This window comes from Nonomuraea deserti, from assembly GCF_004348685.1.
Lineage (GTDB): Bacteria > Actinomycetota > Actinomycetes > Streptosporangiales > Streptosporangiaceae > Nonomuraea > Nonomuraea deserti.
Genome location: NZ_SMKO01000213.1, coordinates 1 through 18,018, shown reverse-complemented (window position 1 = coordinate 18,018; position 18,018 = coordinate 1). Strand labels below are relative to the sequence as shown.

General features: G+C 72.8%; 17 protein-coding genes. 5 read left to right on the top strand and 12 right to left on the bottom strand.

What is annotated here, in order from left to right:
- Nucleotides 1-119: 119 nt before the first annotated feature.
- The 7 genes from E1292_RS43200 to E1292_RS43170 form a co-directional block, all read right to left on the bottom strand.
- On the bottom strand, nt 120-1,310 hold the full coding sequence (locus E1292_RS43200) for a hypothetical protein (RefSeq protein ID WP_132605337.1): 1,191 nt from the start codon (nt 1,308-1,310) through the stop codon (nt 120-122).
- Nucleotides 1,307-2,758, bottom strand: coding sequence for an alpha-L-fucosidase (locus E1292_RS43195; protein ID WP_220447342.1), 1,452 nt, complete (start codon nt 2,756-2,758; stop codon nt 1,307-1,309). Before E1292_RS43195 ends, E1292_RS43200 begins: the two co-directional genes overlap by 4 nt.
- Nucleotides 2,755-2,934, bottom strand: a complete 180-nt coding sequence (locus E1292_RS43190) for a DUF6903 family protein (RefSeq protein ID WP_132605335.1) — start codon at nt 2,932-2,934, stop codon at nt 2,755-2,757. The genes E1292_RS43195 and E1292_RS43190 overlap by 4 nt, the downstream gene beginning before the upstream one ends.
- Before the next feature lie 27 nt (nt 2,935-2,961).
- A complete protein-coding gene (locus tag E1292_RS43185) occupies nt 2,962-3,843 on the bottom strand; it encodes a carbohydrate ABC transporter permease (protein ID WP_132605333.1) in 882 nt (293 codons plus the stop codon).
- 12 nt (nt 3,844-3,855) lie between these two features.
- Nucleotides 3,856-4,866, bottom strand: a complete 1,011-nt coding sequence (locus E1292_RS43180; RefSeq protein ID WP_246090734.1) for a carbohydrate ABC transporter permease — start codon at nt 4,864-4,866, stop codon at nt 3,856-3,858.
- A complete protein-coding gene (locus E1292_RS43175) occupies nt 4,859-6,181 on the bottom strand; it encodes a carbohydrate ABC transporter substrate-binding protein (protein ID WP_132605331.1) in 1,323 nt (440 codons plus the stop codon). The genes E1292_RS43180 and E1292_RS43175 overlap by 8 nt, the downstream gene beginning before the upstream one ends.
- Before the next feature lie 136 nt (nt 6,182-6,317).
- The gene (locus E1292_RS43170; RefSeq protein WP_132605329.1) at nt 6,318-7,334 is read right to left on the bottom strand and encodes a LacI family DNA-binding transcriptional regulator; all 1,017 of its coding nucleotides are present in this window, start codon (nt 7,332-7,334) and stop codon (nt 6,318-6,320) included.
- 92 nt (nt 7,335-7,426) lie between these two features.
- On the opposite strand from E1292_RS43170, the gene E1292_RS43165 reads away from it, so the two are divergent.
- The 3 genes from E1292_RS43165 (at nt 7,427) to E1292_RS51855 (ending at nt 10,026) form a co-directional block, all read left to right on the top strand.
- Complete coding sequence (locus tag E1292_RS43165; protein WP_132605327.1) at nt 7,427-9,274, top strand: glycoside hydrolase family 35 protein; 1,848 nt, start codon at nt 7,427-7,429, stop codon at nt 9,272-9,274.
- 55 nt (nt 9,275-9,329) lie between these two features.
- Nucleotides 9,330-9,533, top strand: a complete 204-nt coding sequence (locus tag E1292_RS52395) for a polysaccharide deacetylase family protein (protein ID WP_220447341.1) — start codon at nt 9,330-9,332, stop codon at nt 9,531-9,533.
- A gap of 346 nt (nt 9,534-9,879) precedes the next feature.
- Nucleotides 9,880-10,026 (top strand): hypothetical protein, encoded by a 147-nt coding sequence (locus E1292_RS51855; RefSeq protein ID WP_165975037.1) that lies wholly within the window; start codon nt 9,880-9,882, stop codon nt 10,024-10,026.
- On the opposite strand, the gene E1292_RS43155 is transcribed toward E1292_RS51855, so the two are convergent.
- Nucleotides 10,007-10,264 (bottom strand): hypothetical protein, encoded by a 258-nt coding sequence (locus E1292_RS43155; RefSeq protein WP_132605325.1) that lies wholly within the window; start codon nt 10,262-10,264, stop codon nt 10,007-10,009. The genes E1292_RS51855 and E1292_RS43155 overlap by 20 nt on opposite strands.
- 130 nt (nt 10,265-10,394) lie before the next feature.
- Between E1292_RS43155 and E1292_RS43150 the strand changes: the two genes are divergently transcribed.
- Entirely contained in the window at nt 10,395-11,003 is a 609-nt protein-coding gene (locus E1292_RS43150) for an NAD(P)-dependent oxidoreductase (protein WP_132605323.1), read from the top strand.
- 91 nt (nt 11,004-11,094) lie between these two features.
- Here the strand turns inward: E1292_RS43150 and E1292_RS43145 are convergent, their stop codons facing one another.
- A complete protein-coding gene (locus E1292_RS43145; protein WP_132605321.1) occupies nt 11,095-12,117 on the bottom strand; it encodes a LacI family DNA-binding transcriptional regulator in 1,023 nt (340 codons plus the stop codon).
- A 452-nt stretch (nt 12,118-12,569) separates the two neighbouring features.
- On the opposite strand from E1292_RS43145, the gene E1292_RS53110 reads away from it, so the two are divergent.
- Complete coding sequence (locus E1292_RS53110; RefSeq protein WP_246090733.1) at nt 12,570-13,748, top strand: ThuA domain-containing protein; 1,179 nt, start codon at nt 12,570-12,572, stop codon at nt 13,746-13,748.
- A 12-nt stretch (nt 13,749-13,760) separates the two neighbouring features.
- On the opposite strand, the gene E1292_RS43135 is transcribed toward E1292_RS53110, so the two are convergent.
- The 3 genes from E1292_RS43135 to E1292_RS51845 form a co-directional block, all read right to left on the bottom strand.
- Nucleotides 13,761-16,025, bottom strand: coding sequence for a transglutaminase TgpA family protein (locus E1292_RS43135; RefSeq protein ID WP_132605319.1), 2,265 nt, complete (start codon nt 16,023-16,025; stop codon nt 13,761-13,763).
- Nucleotides 16,013-17,137: a DUF58 domain-containing protein gene (locus E1292_RS51850; protein WP_165975036.1), complete on the bottom strand. Its 1,125-nt coding sequence runs from the start codon at nt 17,135-17,137 to the stop codon at nt 16,013-16,015. Before E1292_RS51850 ends, E1292_RS43135 begins: the two co-directional genes overlap by 13 nt.
- On the bottom strand, nt 17,134-18,018 hold an 885-nt coding region (locus tag E1292_RS51845), incomplete at its 5' end, for a fibronectin type III domain-containing protein (RefSeq protein ID WP_165975035.1). The genes E1292_RS51850 and E1292_RS51845, both read right to left, overlap by 4 nt.

The following is an 18,018-nucleotide window of genomic DNA, read 5'->3' as shown; positions in this document are numbered from 1 at the left end:
GCGGCTCGCGGCGGCGGGCCTGGATGGCGACGAGCGCGGCGAGCAGCGCGGCCAGGCCCGCGCGGAACGCCCGCGCCACGGGTCGTCGCCGGTCCGGCGCGTCGGGGGGTGTGGTGCCGTCAGGTTTCACTGTGCACATCCTCTGCGTTGATGGCGTCCACCGCCGCGGTGTCGACCGTGATGCCGCGGTCGTCCACGCGGCGCTGGAGGTAGGCGCCGAACTTCTTCTCGATGAGTGACTGCCGGATCCGCCGCGCGTACTCGGCGAACGCCGCGTCCTCGTCGACGGACCTGCTGGTGAGCTCGTAGTAGGTGACCTGGCCGCCGCCCTCGACCGGGGCGGAGATCCCGCCCGGCGCGAGCTCGCCGAGCACCGCCATGAGGTCCTGCTCGTGGGCGGCCGAGCCGCCGCCCTGGTGCGTGGCCTTCGTGAGCCGGGCGCCGGGCTCGCGGCCGGCGAGGTCCGCCAGCCGGTCGGCGGCGTCCACCCGCCGCTGGAGGCCGGCCAGGTATCCGGCGGAGGCGCCGTCGGGAACCGGCACCACGAGCTTGGCGTACGCGTACGTGGTCGCGTTGGCGCTCCAGGCGTCCGGGTCGGCGTCGAACGCCCGCCGGACGTCGGCGTCGGTGACCTGGAGCGGACCTCCCGCGACCGTGCTGAGCCGCTGTTCCAGGCGGGTCGTGAGCTCGGTGAGCCGGTGCGAGTAGTACTCGTCGGGCGAGAACTCCCTCAGGCCGTACACGACCTCGCCCCTGGTCACGGCCTCGGCGCGCCGCTCGTTCTCGGCGGCCAGCTCGGCGAGGAAGCCGGCGTGGTCGACCGAGTCGATCAGCCCCTGCTCCTTCGCCAGGATGAGCGCCGTCTTGTCCCGCTCGATCTCGTCGAGCGCGCGCGCCGTCAGCCGCTGGAGCGCGCTCCGGTCGCCGGCCCGCGCGTTCCAGTCGACGGCGCCCTGGAGGTGGTAGCGGTTGCGCAGCTCGTTCTGCACGCTCGGCGCCAGCCGCCGCATGTGGAAGAGCAGCTCGTCGCGGGTCACGGCGTGCCCGTCGACGGAGGCGACCTCGCCGCCGCGCTGGCTGAGGACCGCGCCGGTGAGCAGCAGCGCGGCGAGTACGGCGCACACGCCGGCGAACAGGACGGCGGCGCGGCGCGACGGCCTGCGCGCGGCGACCCGCGTCACCCCGCGCCTGCTCCCGGAGCCCTTCGCGGTGCCCTTCTGAGTGCCTCTTTGAGTGCCCTTCTGAGTGGCCTTCGCGGTGCCCTTCCCGGTGCCCTGTCTCGCGGGCGGCTTCTTCGCGGACGTCTTCATGGCCTCGCCTCGATCGCGGCCACCCGGGCGACGACGGGGGTGTCCCGGAACTGCGGGATCTCGACCAATACGGCGTCCACCTCGGCCGGCGGGAACGTCAGGATGCGCTGGTAGCCCACGGCGTTCGCCTCCGCGAGCGGCAGCCAGCCGCCGTCCCCGCGACCCCGGACGACGACGTGCTCGATGCGCTGCCCCTGCGCGATGTCCTCGCCCACGACGACCGCCTCGATCCGGCGGGGCCGTGCGAAGGTGAGCGTCACGCCGGGCAGGGGGTCGTCGCCCTCCGGCCGCCACGGTGTACGGCCCCGGCCCGCCCGCGCGGCGGGCCACGCGGTCGCGACGTCGCCCGGGGAGCCGGACGACACCGTCGCGCCCGCCTCGGCGCGCCGCCCGCGGAAGTCGTCGATGCGCCGTCCGAGCTGCTCCAGCACCGCCACGTCGGCGTCCCGTACCCGCCCGTCACGGGCCGGCGGGACGTTGAGCAGGAAGCAGGAGTTGCCGCCGACGGCGCGCAGGTAGACGTCGAACAGCACGTCCGCGGACCGGACCGCGTCGTCCTCGGCGGGATGGTGGAACCAGCCGGGGCGGATCGAGGTGTTCACCTCGGCCGGATACCAGACCAGGTCGTCCTCGTGCCCCGCCAGCGCGGCGCGGCTGCCGAGGTCGCGGTCGTCGCTGCGGACCAGCCGGGCGAACGCGCCGTCGTCGGCCTGCTGCGAGCGGTCCGCGATCCGCTCGGCGTCCCGCAGGGCACGCGGGACCACGCTCCACTCGTCGGGGCGGGTCGCCCCGGCCTCGTTGCCGCACCACCGCACGTCGGGCCCGCACACGCTGATGACCGCGTCGGGCTGCAGCTGGCGGACCACCGCGTAGTACCGCTCCCAGTCGTACACCTGCCGCCTGCCGTTCGGGCCCTCCCCGTTCGCGCCGTCCAGCCAGACCGTGAACACCGGCCCGTACCGGGTGAGCAGCTCGGTGAGCTGGGCCACGTAGAAGTCGTCGTACGCGGCGCCGGAGCCGTAGGAGGCCTCTGTGCGGTCCCAGGGCGACAGGTAGATCCCGAAACGCAGCCCGTGCCGCCGTGCCGCGTCCGCCACCTCCGCGACCACGTCGCCCCGGCCACCGCGCCACGGCGACGAGGAGACCGAGTACGCCGTGACGTCGCTCGGCCACAGGCAGAAGCCGTCGTGGTGCTTGGCGGTGAGGATCACGCCGGTCATCCCCGCGGACTTCAAGGCCGTGATCCACTGGTCGGCGTCGAGGCCGGCCGGGTCGAAGGCGGCCGGGTCGTCGTGCCCCTCGCCCCACTCCCGGTCCGTCATCGTGTTCATGCCGAAGTGGATGAAGCCGTAGAACTCCATCGCCTGCCACGCGAGCTGGCGCCCGCTCGGCCGCACCCCGGCCAGCGCCCGCCCGTCCGGGACCGCCCCGGTCATCCGCGGGGTCACCGGAACCTCCGGTTGTACGAGGCGAGCACGGCCAGCAGCCCGACCAGCGCGACGAGCATGATCGCGAGGCTGCCCCACCCGACCGTCGCGCGGGCGACGACGACCACGCCCACGCAGACCGACGCGGCGAGCGTCCGGGCGGTGACGAGCAGCACGCTGCGCGTCGATTCCTTCATGAGGGTTTCCTCTCCGGGAGGCGCCGGTCAGCCCTTCACACCGCCGGACGCCATGCCTTCGATGAGCCGGCGCTGGATGAGCGCGTAGAAGATGAGGACGGGGACGATGACGATGACCATGCCGGCGTACAGGCGCCCGTAGTCGGCCGCCGCCTTCTGCGCGGTCATCAGGTTGAGCAGCCCGACCTGCAGCGTCTTGCCCTCACCTGGAAGCAGGGTGAGCGCGATGATGTAGTCGTTCCAGTAGGCCAGGAAGTTGAACAGCAGCACGGTGGTGAGCGCGGGCCGCGCCATCGGCAACATGACCCGGGTCATGATCTGGAAGCGGGATGCCCCGTCCAGGGCCGCGGCCTCCTCGAAGTCGACGGGGATCGACCGGAAGTACGCGGTGAGCAGGTAGATGGTGAACGGGATCGAGGTGGCCGCGTAGACGAGCGAGAGGACCGCGGGGTTGTCGATGAAGAAGCCGCCGGGGAACACGTCGACGAGCGCGCGATCCCAGCCGACGAGCATGAGGAAGATCGGCACGACGATGTAGTTGACGTTGACGAACAACCCGGCCAGCAGCGCGATCTCGACGAGGCCGCGGCCGCGGAACTCGTACCTCGCGACGACGTAGGCCGCGGGCACCGACACCGCCACGACGAACACCAGCCCGAGCACCGTGACCAGCACCGAGGTGAGGAAATACCGTCCCATGCGCGCGGTGACGAACGCGTCGACGTAGTTCTGCAGGTGCAGGCCCTCCGGCAGCACCCAGGGGCTGCCGTAGAACTCGCCCTTCTGCTTGAGCGAGGCGAGCAGCACCCACGCCACCGGCACCGCGATGGCCAGGGCGATCGCTATGACGAGGACGGAGGTCAGCGCCCTGCCGGTCCTCGGCCGTGCGGCGCTTCTGATCGTGGTCATGGTGGGGGTCCTCTAGAACTGGAGGGGCTCGCGCCGTGTCGCCCGGCTCACCAGCAGCGACACGAGGAACGAGAACGCGAAGATGACGACGCCGATGGCCATGCCGTAGCCGTACGACGAGTTCGTGTAGGCCTGCTTGTACATGTAGCTCAGCAGGACCTCCGACGAGCCGTCGGGCCCGCCGCCGGTCATGGCGCGGACGAGCACGAAGCTGAGGTTGACCGCGCTCATGACGAAGAACGTCAGCGTCGTGCGGAGGTTCTGCCAGATGAGCGGCAGCGTGATGGCGAAGAACTGCCGTCCCGGGGACGCGCCGTCGAGCGCGGACGCCTCGTACACGTCCTCGGGGATGCTCGCCATGCCGGACATGTAGAGGACCATGTAGTAGCCGAGCGACTGCCAGACCATCGCGATCGCCACGGACCAGAGCACGAGGTCCTGGTCGCCGAGCCAGACCTGGCGCAGCCCGTCGAGCGACAGTGCCCGCAGCGTGCCGTTGATCAGGCCGTTCTCCTGGTCGAAGACGGCGGAGAAGATCGCCGCGATGACGACCACGGACAGCACGCTCGGGACGTAGAGGACGAACCGGTAGAGTGTCCGGCCCCGCAGCCGCTGCCGGGTCATGATCGCCGCCAGGAAGAGGCCCATGCCCATCGTCACCACGGTCACGACGACCAGGAGCGCGACGGTGTTCTGGAACGCGCGGACGAACTGTGCGTCGTCGAGGAGCGCGGTGAAGTTGTCGAGCCCCACGAAACGCATGTCGGGGGAGAAGCCGCTCCAGGTGTAGAACGACATCCTGAACACGTTCACGGTCGGGACGACCATGAACAGCGCGAAGAGCACGAGCGCGGGCAGGAGGCAGGCGAGGACGAAGAGGCCGTTGCCGCGCCGGCGCGGGGCGGATCCGGCTCCGCCGTGGCGCGGCGCGGCTCCTGCGGCGCGGCCCGGCCCGGTGCGCGGCCCGGTGCGCGGTCTCGTGCGCGGCAGGGTGCCCGGTGGGTCGCCCGGCACGTCAGCCACCCGCCTGGCGCAGCTTCTCGCTGGCCCCGTTGAGCGCGGCCTGCCACTGGTCCAGGGTCTTGTCGCCGCTGATGATGCTGTTGGCGGTGTCGAAGAGCGTGGCCTTGATGTCGACGCCCTTGACGGGCGCGGTGCTGGCGAACCCGCCGACGAGCGCGGCGACCGACGGGTCGTCGTAGACCTTGTAGAACTCGGCGTTCTCCTCCGACAGGCTGCCGGCGACGCCCTCGATCGGCTGGATCGCGTCGGACGCGGCGAAGATCTTCGCCGCCTCGTCGGAGTAGAGGTAGGCGACGAAGTTTTTCGCCGCGTCCTTGTTCCTGGCGGCGGCGGGGACCCAGACCGACTCGACCGACGTCGTGATGTAGCGCTTGCCGCCCTCGGTGACCGCGGGCAGCGGTGTCAGCCCCCACGCGAAGCCGTCGGCGCGCGGGGCGTCCGCCATCTCGCCGACGATCCACGTCCCGTTCGGCATGAACAGCGCCTCGTTGTCGAGCACCGACTGCTGGTTCTTGGTGAAGTCCTGCTCGTTGGCGTAGCCGACCGTGGTCGGCGCGGCGTACTTCAGCAGCCGGGCCGTGAGGTCGAGCGCCTGCCGGGCCTGCGGCGTCTGCCACACGCCCTGCTTGTACGTCATGACGTCGGTGTAGAACTGCTCACCTCCGACGTCGGCGAGCAGAGAGAAGAAGTAGGAGTCGAGGTAGCCGGCGGTCGGGTAGGTGAACAGCGCGATGCCGTCCTTCTTGGCCGTCTCACCGAGCTCGAACATCTCGTCCCAGGTGGCCGGGACCTTCCAGCCCTTCTTGTCGAGCAGGCCCTTGTTGTAGAACAGGCCGGTCGGCGCGTAGTACATCGGCATCGTGTACGTCTTGCCGTCGCCGTAGGGGTTGGTGTTGAGGTTGCCGACGATGCCCTCGATGAGCTTGTCGCCGACCGTCTTGTCCTCGCCGGGAACCTTCGCCTGCAGCACGGGCGTGAGGTCCTCCAGCGCCTTGTCCTTGATGAGGGTCTCGGTGAGCGCGGCCTTGCGGCCCTGGCCGAGCACCACGACGTCGGGGAACCGCCCCGCCTTCATGTTGGGGGTGATCTCGTCCTCGATGCTCTTCGAGATCTGCAGTTGCACGTCGACGTCGGGATGCGCGCTCTCGTACGCCTGGATGACCTTGGTGTACATGTCGCGTCCGTAGCCGCCTTCGAGGGCGGCGACGCTGAGGGTCGTCTTGCCGGCGCCCTGGCCGTCCCCCTCCGCCGCGCAGCCGGTGAGCAGTCCGAGCGCCGTGATCGCGGCGCCGGCGAGGACGAGTGATCTCCTCATGGTTCTGGGATCCTTCCGTGAACGGCTGCCCACCTGACGGGGCGGAGGAACGAGTCCGGGGTCCGGACGTTGTTACAGTGGCATCGATAACATGGCGGACGCAAGAGGGTACTTTCCGGAACGGCCGGCATGGGGCTCAGCGGGAACGCGGCGGCGCCGTGGACGCGCGCACCGAGAGCGACGCGGTGACGAGCGTCTCCCCGGCGTCGGCCTGCCGCAGCAGCAGGGCGACGGCCGCCGCGCCCGAGCGGTAGAAGTCCTGGCGGACGGTGGTCAGCGGCGGGGTGCAGTAGGCCGCCAGCTCGATGTCGTCGACGCTGACGATGGACACGTCCGCGGGCACCGACCTGCCGCCCTCGCGCAGGGCGCGGATCACTCCGAAGGCCATCTCGTCGCTGGCGGCGAAGACGGCGGTCACGTCGGGGATCATCGCGAGGACCTGCCCCTGCCGGTAGCCCGAGTCGGGCGACCAGTCGCCCTCCAGCGGGGGCGGCGCCTGGATCCCCGCCGCGGCCAGGCACTCCTGCCAGCCCTGCCGCCGCTGGCGGGCCTCGATCCACTCGTCGGGCCCCGAGACGTGCCACACCTGGCGGTGCCCGAGGTCGAGCAGGTGCCGCGTGGCGATGCGGCCCGCCTCCTTCTGGTCGATCCCGAGCACCAGCGCGCTCGCGGTGCGGGAGCCGTCGAGGGTGACGGTGGGGATGTCGCGGGTGATGTCCTCCATCTTCTGCGTCACGGAGATCAGCGGCACGGCGATGACGATGCCCTCCACGCCCTGGTCGGCGAGCTTGGACAGGGACCGCTCCATCAGGCCGGTGTCGAGCCTGGCGATGGTCGCGATGCTCACCGCGTAGCCGGCCTCGCCCGCGGCCGCCTCGACGCCCGCGGTCACCGCCGAGCGCGAGTAGTAGCCGCCCGACTGCAGCAGCACGAGCCCGATGGTGTGGCTGCGCCCGGAGGAGAGCACCCTGGCCGCGTGGTTGAAGCGGTAGCCCAGCTGCTCGACGGCGGCGAGCACGCGCTTCCTGGTCTCCGGGTTGACGTTGGGCGAGTCGCGGAGCGTGCGGGAGACGGTCTGCGCCGACACCCCGGCCGTCCTGGCCACGTCAGACATGCTCGGCTGCCTCGCGGGCCGCTCGGTGGCTCCGGTCATGGCGCTCCTCTCTCGCGGCCTGCCCGCGGCGTCGTCAGGTGGATCCTACCCCGGTTGTTACATATGGCATCGATAACATAGGCTCTCGCCCCGTGATCGAGCTCCCCGCGCCGGATGCCTCCCCGGACCAGACGACGACCGCAGCCGATGCGCCGGCCGGCGCCCCCACGAGCGCGCTCACCTGGCGCGGGCGCCGCCTGCACCGGCACGGCGTCCCCCACCGCATGCTGTCGGGAGGGTTGCACTACTTCCGCGTCCACCCCGGCCTCTGGCGTGACCGGATCCGCCGCCTCGCCGACCTCGGGCTCAACACGGTCGACACCTACGTCGCGTGGAACTTCCACCAGCCCCGCGAGGACGCCGAGCCGCGCTTCGACGGCTGGCGCGACGTCGAACGGTTCATCCGCATGGTGGGGGAGGAGGGCCTCGACGTCGTCGTCCGGCCCGGGCCGTACATCTGCGCGGAGTGGTCGAACGGCGGCCTGCCGAGCTGGCTCACCGCCCGCGACGTCGCGCTCCGCAGCTCCGACCCCGCGTTCACGGCCGCGGTCGGCCGCTGGTTCGACGAGCTGATCCCGCGCATCGCCGCGCTCCAGGCCTCCGAGGGCGGGCCGGTCGTGGCGGTGCAGGTGGAGAACGAGTTTGGCAGCTACGGCGACGACCAGGCCTACCTGCGCTGGAACCGGGAGGCGCTGATCACCCGCGGCATCAGGGAGCTGCTGTTCACCGCCGACGGCCCCACCGACCTGATGCAGGACGGCGGCACCCTGCCCGGCACCCTGGCCGCCGTCACCCTGGGCTCCCAACCCAGCGCCGCCCGGCGCCTCCTCGCGGCGCGGCGGCCGGACGAGCCGTTCGTCGTCGCCGAGTTCTGGAACGGCTGGTTCGACCATTGGGGTGAGCGGCACCACGTCCGCGGCGCGGACAGCGCCGTGCGCGTCCTCGAGGGGATCATCGCCGACGGCGGCAGCGTGAGCGTCTACATGGCCCACGGCGGCACCAACTTCGGGCTCTGGGCGGGCGCCAACGAGGAGGGCGGCCGGTTGCAGCCCACCGTGACCAGCTACGACTCCGACGCGCCCGTCGCCGAGGACGGCACGCTCACGCCCAAGTTCTTCGCCCTGCGAGAGGTGCTCGGCGCGCGCGGCCCGGTGCGGACGCTTGAACGGACGCCGACGCTGCCGCCGGCCCGCGTCCCCCTCGAGCACCGGGCCGACCTGCTTCCCGGGCTCGGCGCCGTACCCGCGCCCACCTCGACCGGCCCGCGCCCGGCCTCGTTCGAGCGGCTCGGGCTCGACGCGGGGATGGTCCTGCACACCGCGCACCCGCGCATCCCCGCGGGCGAGCACCGGCTCGTCCTCACCGACGTGCGCGACCGGGCCCTGGTCTTCCGCGACGGCACGTTCTTCGGCGAGGCCGGCCCCGATCGCCAGGAGCTCCCGGTGCGCGGAACGGGCGCCGTCGTACGCCTGGAGGTCCTGGTCGAGAGCCTCGGCCGGGTCAACTACGGGCCGGGCCTCGGCCGGCACAAGGGCCTGATCGGCCCGGTGCTCGTCGACCGGCGGATGGTCCAGGGCTGGGACAGCACGCCGATCGCGCTGCAGGAGTGGTCCGACGCGGAGACGGCCCGCGCGCTCGCCGCCGGCCCCGCTACCACGCGCGCCGGGTTCGCGATCGCGACCGTGCGGATCGCCACGCCCGCCGACACCTTCCTGGCGCTGCCGGGGTCGGGCCGCGGCCTCGTCTGGGTCAACGGCTTCCTGCTCGGCCGCTACTGGGAGATCGGGCCGCAGGTCACGTTGTACTGCCCGGCGCCGCTGCTCCGCGCCGGCGAGAACACCGTGACGGTCCTGGAACTGGAACGGCTCGGCTCGGTCCTGGAGCTCCGGGACCGTCCCGAGCTGGGGCCGGTGGAGGAGTACGTCGAGGAGTTCGGCTGACCGGCATGCCTGCGCCGGATACGTCCAGGACCGGAACGGCGCCGGCACCGCCCAGATGGTCCAGGCGGCCGGGCGCCTGCGGAACGGCCAGGCCATCCTCCTGCACGACCAGTACGCCACGACCAGTACGCCACGACCAGTACGCCACGACCAGTACGCCACGACACTGGCGGCCATCCCGCGGATCGCCGCCGACCTGCGCAGCCGCAACCTCTGCGCGGGGATGATCTCCCCGCCACGGGCAGGGCCGTCGCCCTGACGGCACCGTGGACCCGCCGACGACCCCGCCGCCCGGCGGCGCCTGCACGGCCATCTCCCGGGGCCGGCGGTGGAGCGACCGCTTCAACCTGTCGGTGACGGTCTCGGGCACGAACGCGTGGGTCGTCACCGTCACCATGACCCCGCCCCGGCGGGTCATCGCGACATGGAACGGCAGCGCCTCGTGGGACTCTGGCGGCACTGGTGACCGTGCGGCCGAACGGCAACGGCAACACCCTCGGCTTCACCATCCAGCACGGCGGCGACTGGAACGGGCCGTCGGTTGACTGCCGGACGGGCTGACGCCGGGGCGCGTGACACGACAAGGCCGGGGTAGGGGCAGGCACATGGCACTCATGGATCGGGTACGCGCGTACATGCGCAGCCCCAAAGGCAGGCAGAACGTCGAGAAGGCCAAGCGGATGGCCCGCGACCCGCACACGCAGCAGAAGGTACGGCGCTTCCTGGACCGGTTCAGGACCCGGCGCCACTGACCCCTGGACCCGGTTCAGGACAGTGCGTCACTGATCCCTGGACCGGCTCAGGACAGGGCGGCCCGGCGTACCCCGCGCCTGGGAAGGGCGGCGGGCCCACCCGCGTCATCGCGTACGCGAACAGCAGCAGCACCCCCAGCCCGGCCGCCGTGGACGGCAGATCCGCGTGCGCCCGCTGGCCCGCCAGCAGGCCCGTGCTCCCCGTCGCGAGGACGGCCCGCACTCGGCTCACCAACATGGACAAGACCCCGGCCGCGTAGAGACGTACCGTTCATCCTTTTTCTCCTGTTTCCGATGGCCTTCGTAGGGCTCGCGCGTATTGACATGCGCGTTGCTCTAGTGCATTTTGCAATATAGAAGGAGGCCATATGAAACTGTTGGTGATCGGTGCGACGGGCCGTACCGGGATGCACGTGCTGGAGCAGGCCGCCGCGCGCGGCCACGAGGTGACGGCGTTCACCCGCAAGCCGGAGCTCCTCGACGGGCGCGACGACCTGCTCGTCGTCGTGCGGGGTGACGCGACCGACCCGTCGAGCGTGCGCGAGGCCGTGGCCGGTCAGGACGCCGTCATCGCGGCGGTGGGCGGGAGCGGCATCGCCCGCGCATTGATCGCGACGATGCGCGAGGCCGGCGTGCGCAGGGTGGTGATGACCAGCAGCCGCTCCGTCCCCGCCACCCGGCCCCGCTTCGCCGTCGGCATGGCCTGGCTGATCTTCAGGAAGGCCTACGTGGACCTGGCGCGGGCCGAGGGCATGCTGGAGATCTCCGGCCTCGACTGGACGGTCGTCCGGGCCACCCGGCTGGTCGACCGGCCCGGCAAGGGCCGGGTGCACATCGACTTCGAGGCCGACGCCACCGGCGGCGAGGCGACGCTGCCGCGGGCCGACTACGCCATGGCTCTCCTCGACGCCGCCGAGGACGACGCCATGATCGGCGAGATGCCCGGCGTCTGCGGCGCGCGCGCCGGACGGGCCTGAGCGGCGCGCTGCTTCCGCCGCTCCGGCCGGCTGCTCTGAGAAGTCCGAGACGGCGGTGCGTGGTGCCGCCTTTGAGAAGGCGGTGGCGACGTCAGTGTCGCCGGGCTTGAGGGGGCGGGCCGACGGACTGGCCGGGGACCAGGGTGCAGGGGATGAGCAGGTGCGGCGGCGCCTCCTGGACGCCTTCGAGCTGGTCGATCAGCGCGTCGGCGGCGAGGCGGCCGAGCTGGGGAGCGGGCGCGGCCATGACGGTCAGGGACGGCTCGATCATCTCGCCGAGCTCGCGGGTGGTCGACGCCGAGATGATGGACAGATCATCCGGTATGGAGCGGCCGAGCGCGCGCGACCCCTTGACGAGCCCCGCCGAGGCGCCCTCGTTCACGAGGATGACGGCCGTCGCGTCGGGGAAGCCGTCGTGCAGCGTGCGCGCGGCCTCCCGCCCGCCGGCCGAGGTGCCTTCGACGGGGATGACGGCGGGCGGCCGGCCGAGCGCCGACGTCGCGTCGAGGTAGGCGGCCTCGGCCCGCATGATCCGGCCGGGCTCGTCGCCCGGCCCCGCCTTCGTACGCTGGGTGACCAGCGCGATGCGCTCGTGGCCGAACGAGCGCAGGTGGCCGACCGCCTCGTCGATCGTGGTGGCGAAGTCGATGTCGACGTACGGCAGGTCGTCGTTCTCCGTGCGGCCGATCAGCGCGAACGGGACCCGCGACGCGACGAGCCGGTCGACGCGGGAGTCGCGGATCTGCACCTCCATGAGCAGCGCCCCGTCGACGAGACCGCCGGCCAGCAGGTGTGACATCTGCTCGTCGTCGTTCACGGGCCACAACACGAGGTCGTAGCCGCGCTCGCGGGCGCCGTGGGCGGCGCTCATGACGAACTGGATCACCGTGGCGTTCGGCCGGGCCTCGAGGTCGGGGTGGAGCAGCGCGAGGATGCGGGTGCGGGAACTGGCCAGCGCGCGGGCGACGACGTTGCGCCGGTAGTCGAGCTCTTCGATGGCCGCCTCGATGCGGGCCCGGGTCTCCGGCGCGACGCGTTTGGTGCCGTTGATGACGAAGGAGACCGTGGCGATGGAGACGTTGGCCCGCTCGGCGACGTCGCGCATCGTGACCATGGATGCCGCCTCCAGGGCTCGTGAGGGCGCAGCGGCGCGAGAGGCTCGCGAAGCATTGTGACTATATCCCAAGCCCACTTCGCAAAAGCGGTTGACGTGTTGTTGACATAGCGGTCCGGGCGGCGCAACATACTTCACAGGCGACCGCCGGTTAAGCGGTTTGACAGAATAGCGTCCACTGCCCGGAAACGATGAAGACCCCTCCGTACGCGCTGTGAAAGCGCTGGCAGGCGGAGTGCCGCGACTCCTCGCGTTCGATTCCCTTTCATTCCCCCGTGCCGGACGACCCCGTACACCGTCACGCCGGACGCATTTCCGCGAAAGGAACACCCGCACCCCGGTACGCCCGACGTACGGTCCATCCCCTCGCCATCCACGACCACATCAGCACCGGCACGCAGGACTGGGGCGCCGTCAGCGGCGCGGTCAGAAGAACCATGAAAGGAACGCGCATGAACGCTCGATCCGTCACCGTCCTGGTGTGGGGCGAGAACCGGCATGAACAGACCGAACCCAGCGTGGCCGAGATCTATCCCGACGGCATGCACAACGCGGTCCGCCGCGGCATCGAGCACTGGCTGGGGAAGCGGGCGACCGTCACCACGGCCACGCTCGACGACCCCGAGCACGGGCTGACCGAGGAGGTGCTCGCCGGCACCGACGTCCTCACCTGGTGGGGCCACGCCGCGCACGGCGAGGTGTCGGACGAGGTGGTCGACCGGGTGCACCGGCACGTCCTGGCGGGCATGGGGCTGGTGGTGCTGCACTCCGGCCACTACTCGAAGATCTTCATCAAGCTCATGGGCACCACGTGCACGCTGCGCTGGCGCAACGCGAACGACCGCGAGCTGGTCTGGACGGTGGACCCCGACCGCTCGCAGGTCAGGCCGCCCGCCGGCCCACAGCCCTTCCTGCCGCCGCCCGCCGACGTCGCGCCGGTGGAGCCGCCTGCGCAGGAGCGGCCCGCGAGCAGGAATGTTCCGCTGTTCGTGGCGGGCGCGTCGGCGCTGGCCGTGATCGTGGGCGTGGGCAGCGTGGCGCTGGCCATGAGCGGCGGCTCGGGCACCGAGGTGCAGCAGCGGCAGCCCGTGGCCGCCACCGCTCCCGGCGGCCAGGACCCCGCCGCCCCGCCCCAGGACGACGCGCAGCCGTCGGCCGTCCCGCAGACCACACGACCAGGCGAGTCGCACCCGCGACCGGACGAGTTCCGCACGCGGCCGTCGTCCGCCCCGGCGACGTCGCCGCCCACCCGCCGGCCCGTCACCGACCCGCAGGACGTCGCCAGATACCGCCCGAAGAACCTCAAAGTGGTCTCCGACAACGGCACCACGGTGACGCTGGCCTGGAAGGCCGTCCGCAAGAGCGGCTATCCCACGGTGGTGCAGCAGGCTCCCGGCGATCGCCTGATGTCGGCGACGGGCGACGCCGGCACGTACACCGTCGGAGGTCTGGACCCGGTCACCGGCTACTGCTTCAAGGTCGGCGCCGTGGTCGCCCTCGGCCAGCCCTCGTCGGTCGCCTGGTCGCCGGCGTTGTGCATCCGCGGAGCCACGGAGGCGGACCCGCGCGGACAGGACGAGGAGGCCCAGCCTCCCATCGTGCTCCCCCCGGCCAGCCCACCCCCCTCGTGACGGCGCGGCAGGTCAGCCGAGCAGGGACCGGGGTGAGAGGCGGCGGGCGAGCCGGGCGGGCACCCCGGCGCGCTGCCTGACTACCCGGTCGACCTCCGCGTAGTGCCGCCAGGCCCGTTCGGCGTCGGCCTGGTCCACGGGCGCGTCGCCGAACCGCGCGAGGTTCGCGAGGTCGGCGAGCGCCGTCAGCGGCTCCCGCGCCGCCTCCCCTAGAGCGGATCCGGCCAGTACGGCCACCTCGCCCGCCGCCAGCGTGCCCGAGCGCGGGATCCCGACGCCGCGCAACCGCAGCACGGTCTCCCGCCACGCGCCCGCCACCCGCGCCTCCGGGGCGCCGCGGCGGCGGCGCATACGACGCAGGGGCGACACGACGGCCACCGCGAGCACGTAGACCAGGACCGCGCCCGCCGCGCCCGCCATCCAGACGAGCGGCTGTGCCGTGGCACCCGAGTCCGCGGGTTTCCCGGGCTTCGAGGTCTGCGCGGGGGTGGGCCGTCCCGCGGTGGTCGGTGTCGGCCGGGGTTGCGAGGAGTCGCTGTTGATCGCCTGCTCGATCTCCTTGGCCTGCTTCGGCGTGCCCTCCGCCACGTCGCCGCCCCCGCCGGAGCGGGTGCGCGAGGGCGTCGGGTGGAACGGCACCCACCCGACCCCCTCGAACCCGACCTCGGCCCACGCGAGCACGTCCCCGCCGCGCACCTGCCGTACGCCGCCCTCCGCCGCCTCGCCGGGGCGGAAGCCGACGACGATCCTGCTGGGCAGCCCGATCGAGCGGGCGAGCAGCGCGAACGACGCGGCGAACTGCTCGGTCGTTCCCCTGCGCGACTCGGTGAGGAAGAACTCGATGGCCCGGTAACCGTGCCCCGGCGGCGCGGTGACGTCGTTCTTGGCATGTTCGCGCAGGAACGTCGCCAGCCGCGCGGCCTGCTGGGCGGGGCCGCGCGCCCCCGCCGTGGCGCGGCGCGCGATCTTGGCGAAGCGGGCGCGCTGCGGCGGTGTGCGCCCGTCGGGGCCGTCCGGCAGGCTGACCAGGGAGGGGGCGTCGAGCGGGGTCACGTTCCGTAACTCGCCGGAGACGTAGCGGCGCACCCCTGACGTCACCTCGTACGTCATGCCCTCCCCGGCCCGCGCGCTGGCCAGCATGCCGGTGGCCGGATCGACCACGATGCCGGCGCCTTCGGCGAACAGCGGGCGGTCGGCGGCGGGCAACCACGGGCCGGGCAGCTTCTGCAGGGTGAGCCGCTGCCGTACGGTGTCGCGGGAGCCCTGGTCGCCGGGCACGCGCCCGCCCGTGGGGAGGAATCCGGCGTTCGACTCCCAGGTGACGCCGTCGAAGGTGTCGAGCACGGCCAGCCGGAGGTTGGCGTCGGAGGTGGTGCTTACGGTGAACAGCTCGCGCTGGGGATGCTGCAGCCACGCCGACACCTGGTCGAGGGCGCTCACTCCGTTGATCGGGCGCGGGGGCGGCTGCTCAACGAGCCGGCGCACGTCGTACGGGCGGTCCGCCATGGGCAGGACGGGCGCCGCCACGACGGCGGCCGCCACCAGGCAGGCCAGCAGCGGCACGCCGGCCACGCAGGTCCGCGCCGACCGGCCCGCCCTGACGAGCGCGAGCAGCAGCGCGACCCCGGCGAACACGGCCGCGTACGGCACCGCGGAGCCCGCGCCCGCGACGCCGACCACGACGGCGACGGCGAGCACGGGCAGCGCGGCCAGAGCGGGCAGCAGGACGGCCCTGGACCGCAGCGCGAGCTCCGCCCCGGCCGTCGTCGCCGCCCACACGAGGAAACTGACCAGCACGATCGCCCGGCTGCCGGGGGCGGCGGGGAGGATGGTGGTCAGCAGCCAGCCGGTCGCGTCGCGCACGCCGATCAGGGCAGCCCGCGCGCTGGCCGCGCTGGGCACGACTCCCAGCCACGCCTCCGCATGGTAGAGGGTCGCGGACACGGCGGCCAGCCAGGCCAGCACGTGCACCGGGATCGTGCCCCAGAGCGGCAGCCGGCCGGACAACAGCAGCGTCAGCATGCACGGCGCCACGGCGGCCACGGCGGCCACGGGAAGCAGCGCGGGCAGGGGGAACACCCCGTCGAACGCCAGCCCGGCCGTCGCGGCGAGCAGCGCGACGACGACCACCGAGGCCGCCCTGCGCGCGGGCGACCCGGCGACCGGCGGAGCCAGGTCAGGTGCCGATCCAGGAGCCGCCCCGGTGCCGGGCACGCCGGCCCGCGGCTGGGTGGGTCCCGCTGGGGTGGATCCCGGCGGGGTGGTCAGTGTGGCCATGCGGCCGCCAGTTCGTCTAGGTCTCCGGCTTCGAGTACGGTCACGCCCGCCGCGGCCGGCGGCCCGCCGTCCCGCGGGTCCCCCACGCGCACGAACAACACCCGGTCGAAGCGCCGCCGCACCGCCGCCGCGTCGGCCAGCGCCGCGTACGTGCCGCTGACCAGCACCAGCGCACCGCCGGAGCCGGCGTGGCGGAGCACCTGCAGCGGCGATTCGGCGCGCGGCGCCCGTTCGACCAGCGCGAGCCGGTCGAGCACCTCCTCCGCTTCCCCGGGGGAGCCCTTGGCGTGCAGCAGTTCCCCCTCCCCGGTGAGCAGCCGCACGGGGAAACGGTCGCGGGTCACCGCGCAGGCCACCGACGCCGCCACGTCGACGGCCAGCTCGAACTCGTCGTCCCCCTCGTACGCGGAGTGCCGGGTGTCCAGCACGGTGACGGTGCTGGGCAGGTTGACGTCGGTCAGCTCCTTGACCATGAGCACGCCGGTGCGGGCCGTGGAGCGCCAGTGCACGTGGCGCAGGTCGTCGCCGATCACGTAGTCGCGCAGCCCGTTGAAGCCCACCGCCCCGTTCGGCGCGGACCTGGAGGCCAGGCCGTCCAGGTGGCGCTGCCGGCCCGCGTTCAGCGGCCGGAGCGGCACCGTGCGCGGCCGGACGAGCAGCAGGTCGGGCCACCCGTATGCGACGGAGCGGCGGGCCAGGCCGAACGGGTCGGTGCGGTCGAGGCGCAGCGGCCCGACGGGGGTCTCGCCCCGCCGCCGGGTGGGCAGCCGGTACGACACCGTCCGTGCCGTGTCGCGGGCCAGCGCGGGCACCTCCACGGCGACCGACGTGCCCCGGCAGGTGTCGCGGGCCGTCAGCCCCGCGTGCCGCCACCGCCCGCTGTTGCGCACGTGCAGGAGGGCCACCGCGGGTTCGCCCCGCGCCACCTTCCCCGGCGTCACCTCGCGCCGCACGTCGAGGCCCGCGCCTCTGAGCGTCCACAGCGCGCCCGCGCCCACGGCGGCGATCCCGGCCACCGCCAGCACCGCCGCCTGCGCGTACCCGAACGGCGCCCCCGCCGCGTAGACGAGCGCCGACGCGGCCGCCAGGCCCCAGCCGGCCCTGGTGATCACGTGCACTCCCAGAGCGGGGCGGCGGGGAAGCCCCCCTTCGGGGTGGCCATCAGCACGTCGTTCAGCCAGCCGTTGCCGTGGCTGGACTGGACCTTGTTCCAGACGTTGCTGCTCATGCCCGTGTCGGTGTCGGTGTAGGAGGCGCCTCTCTGCTGGCAGATGACGGTCATGGTGATGTACTGGCCCTTGGGGATGCGTCCCGCCTCGCCGCCCGGGCCCGGTCCTGGCCGGATGAGCGTGTTCCTGTGATCGTTGTTGGCGTTGCGGAACTGGGCGGGGGGCGGCCGCAGGTCGGCCGTGGCCTCCGCGCGTTCCTCGCTCTCGCCGGCCTCGTTCTTCGCGCGCAGCGTCCACGTGTAGGACTGGCCGTTCGTGAGCCCGGTGACCTCGGCGCTGGTGCCGCGAGGGTCGGGCGGGTGATTGCCGGGGCCCTCCAGCGTGTACGTGACGCCGTTCTGGGCGTTTGCCGGGGGCGACCAGGTGAGGTCGGCGCCGTGGTTCTTGCCCTTGGCGGTGAAGCCGGCCGGCTTGCCGGGCGCGACACAGGGGCGTACGGGGATCGACGGCTCGGACACCACCTCGCCGCCGTCGTACTCGGCGGCGACCTTGAACGTGTACTCCTGGTCGCACCGGCCACCGTTGATCCGGAACTGGAACGGGCCGCCCGGCCTGACCCTTTCTGGGGTGACGTCCGCGCCGGGAGGCGCCCCCTTCAGCGAGTAGCCGGTGGCCTCGCCCTCACCGGACGGGGTGAAGACGACCTCCATCCAGCCGGGGCCCGAGTTGGCCGTGACCGAGCCGGGTGGGCCGGGGGTGCGCGTCGGCGTCGGCGTCGGCGTCGGCGTCGGCGTCGGCGTGGGCGTGGGCGTCTCGGTGGGACC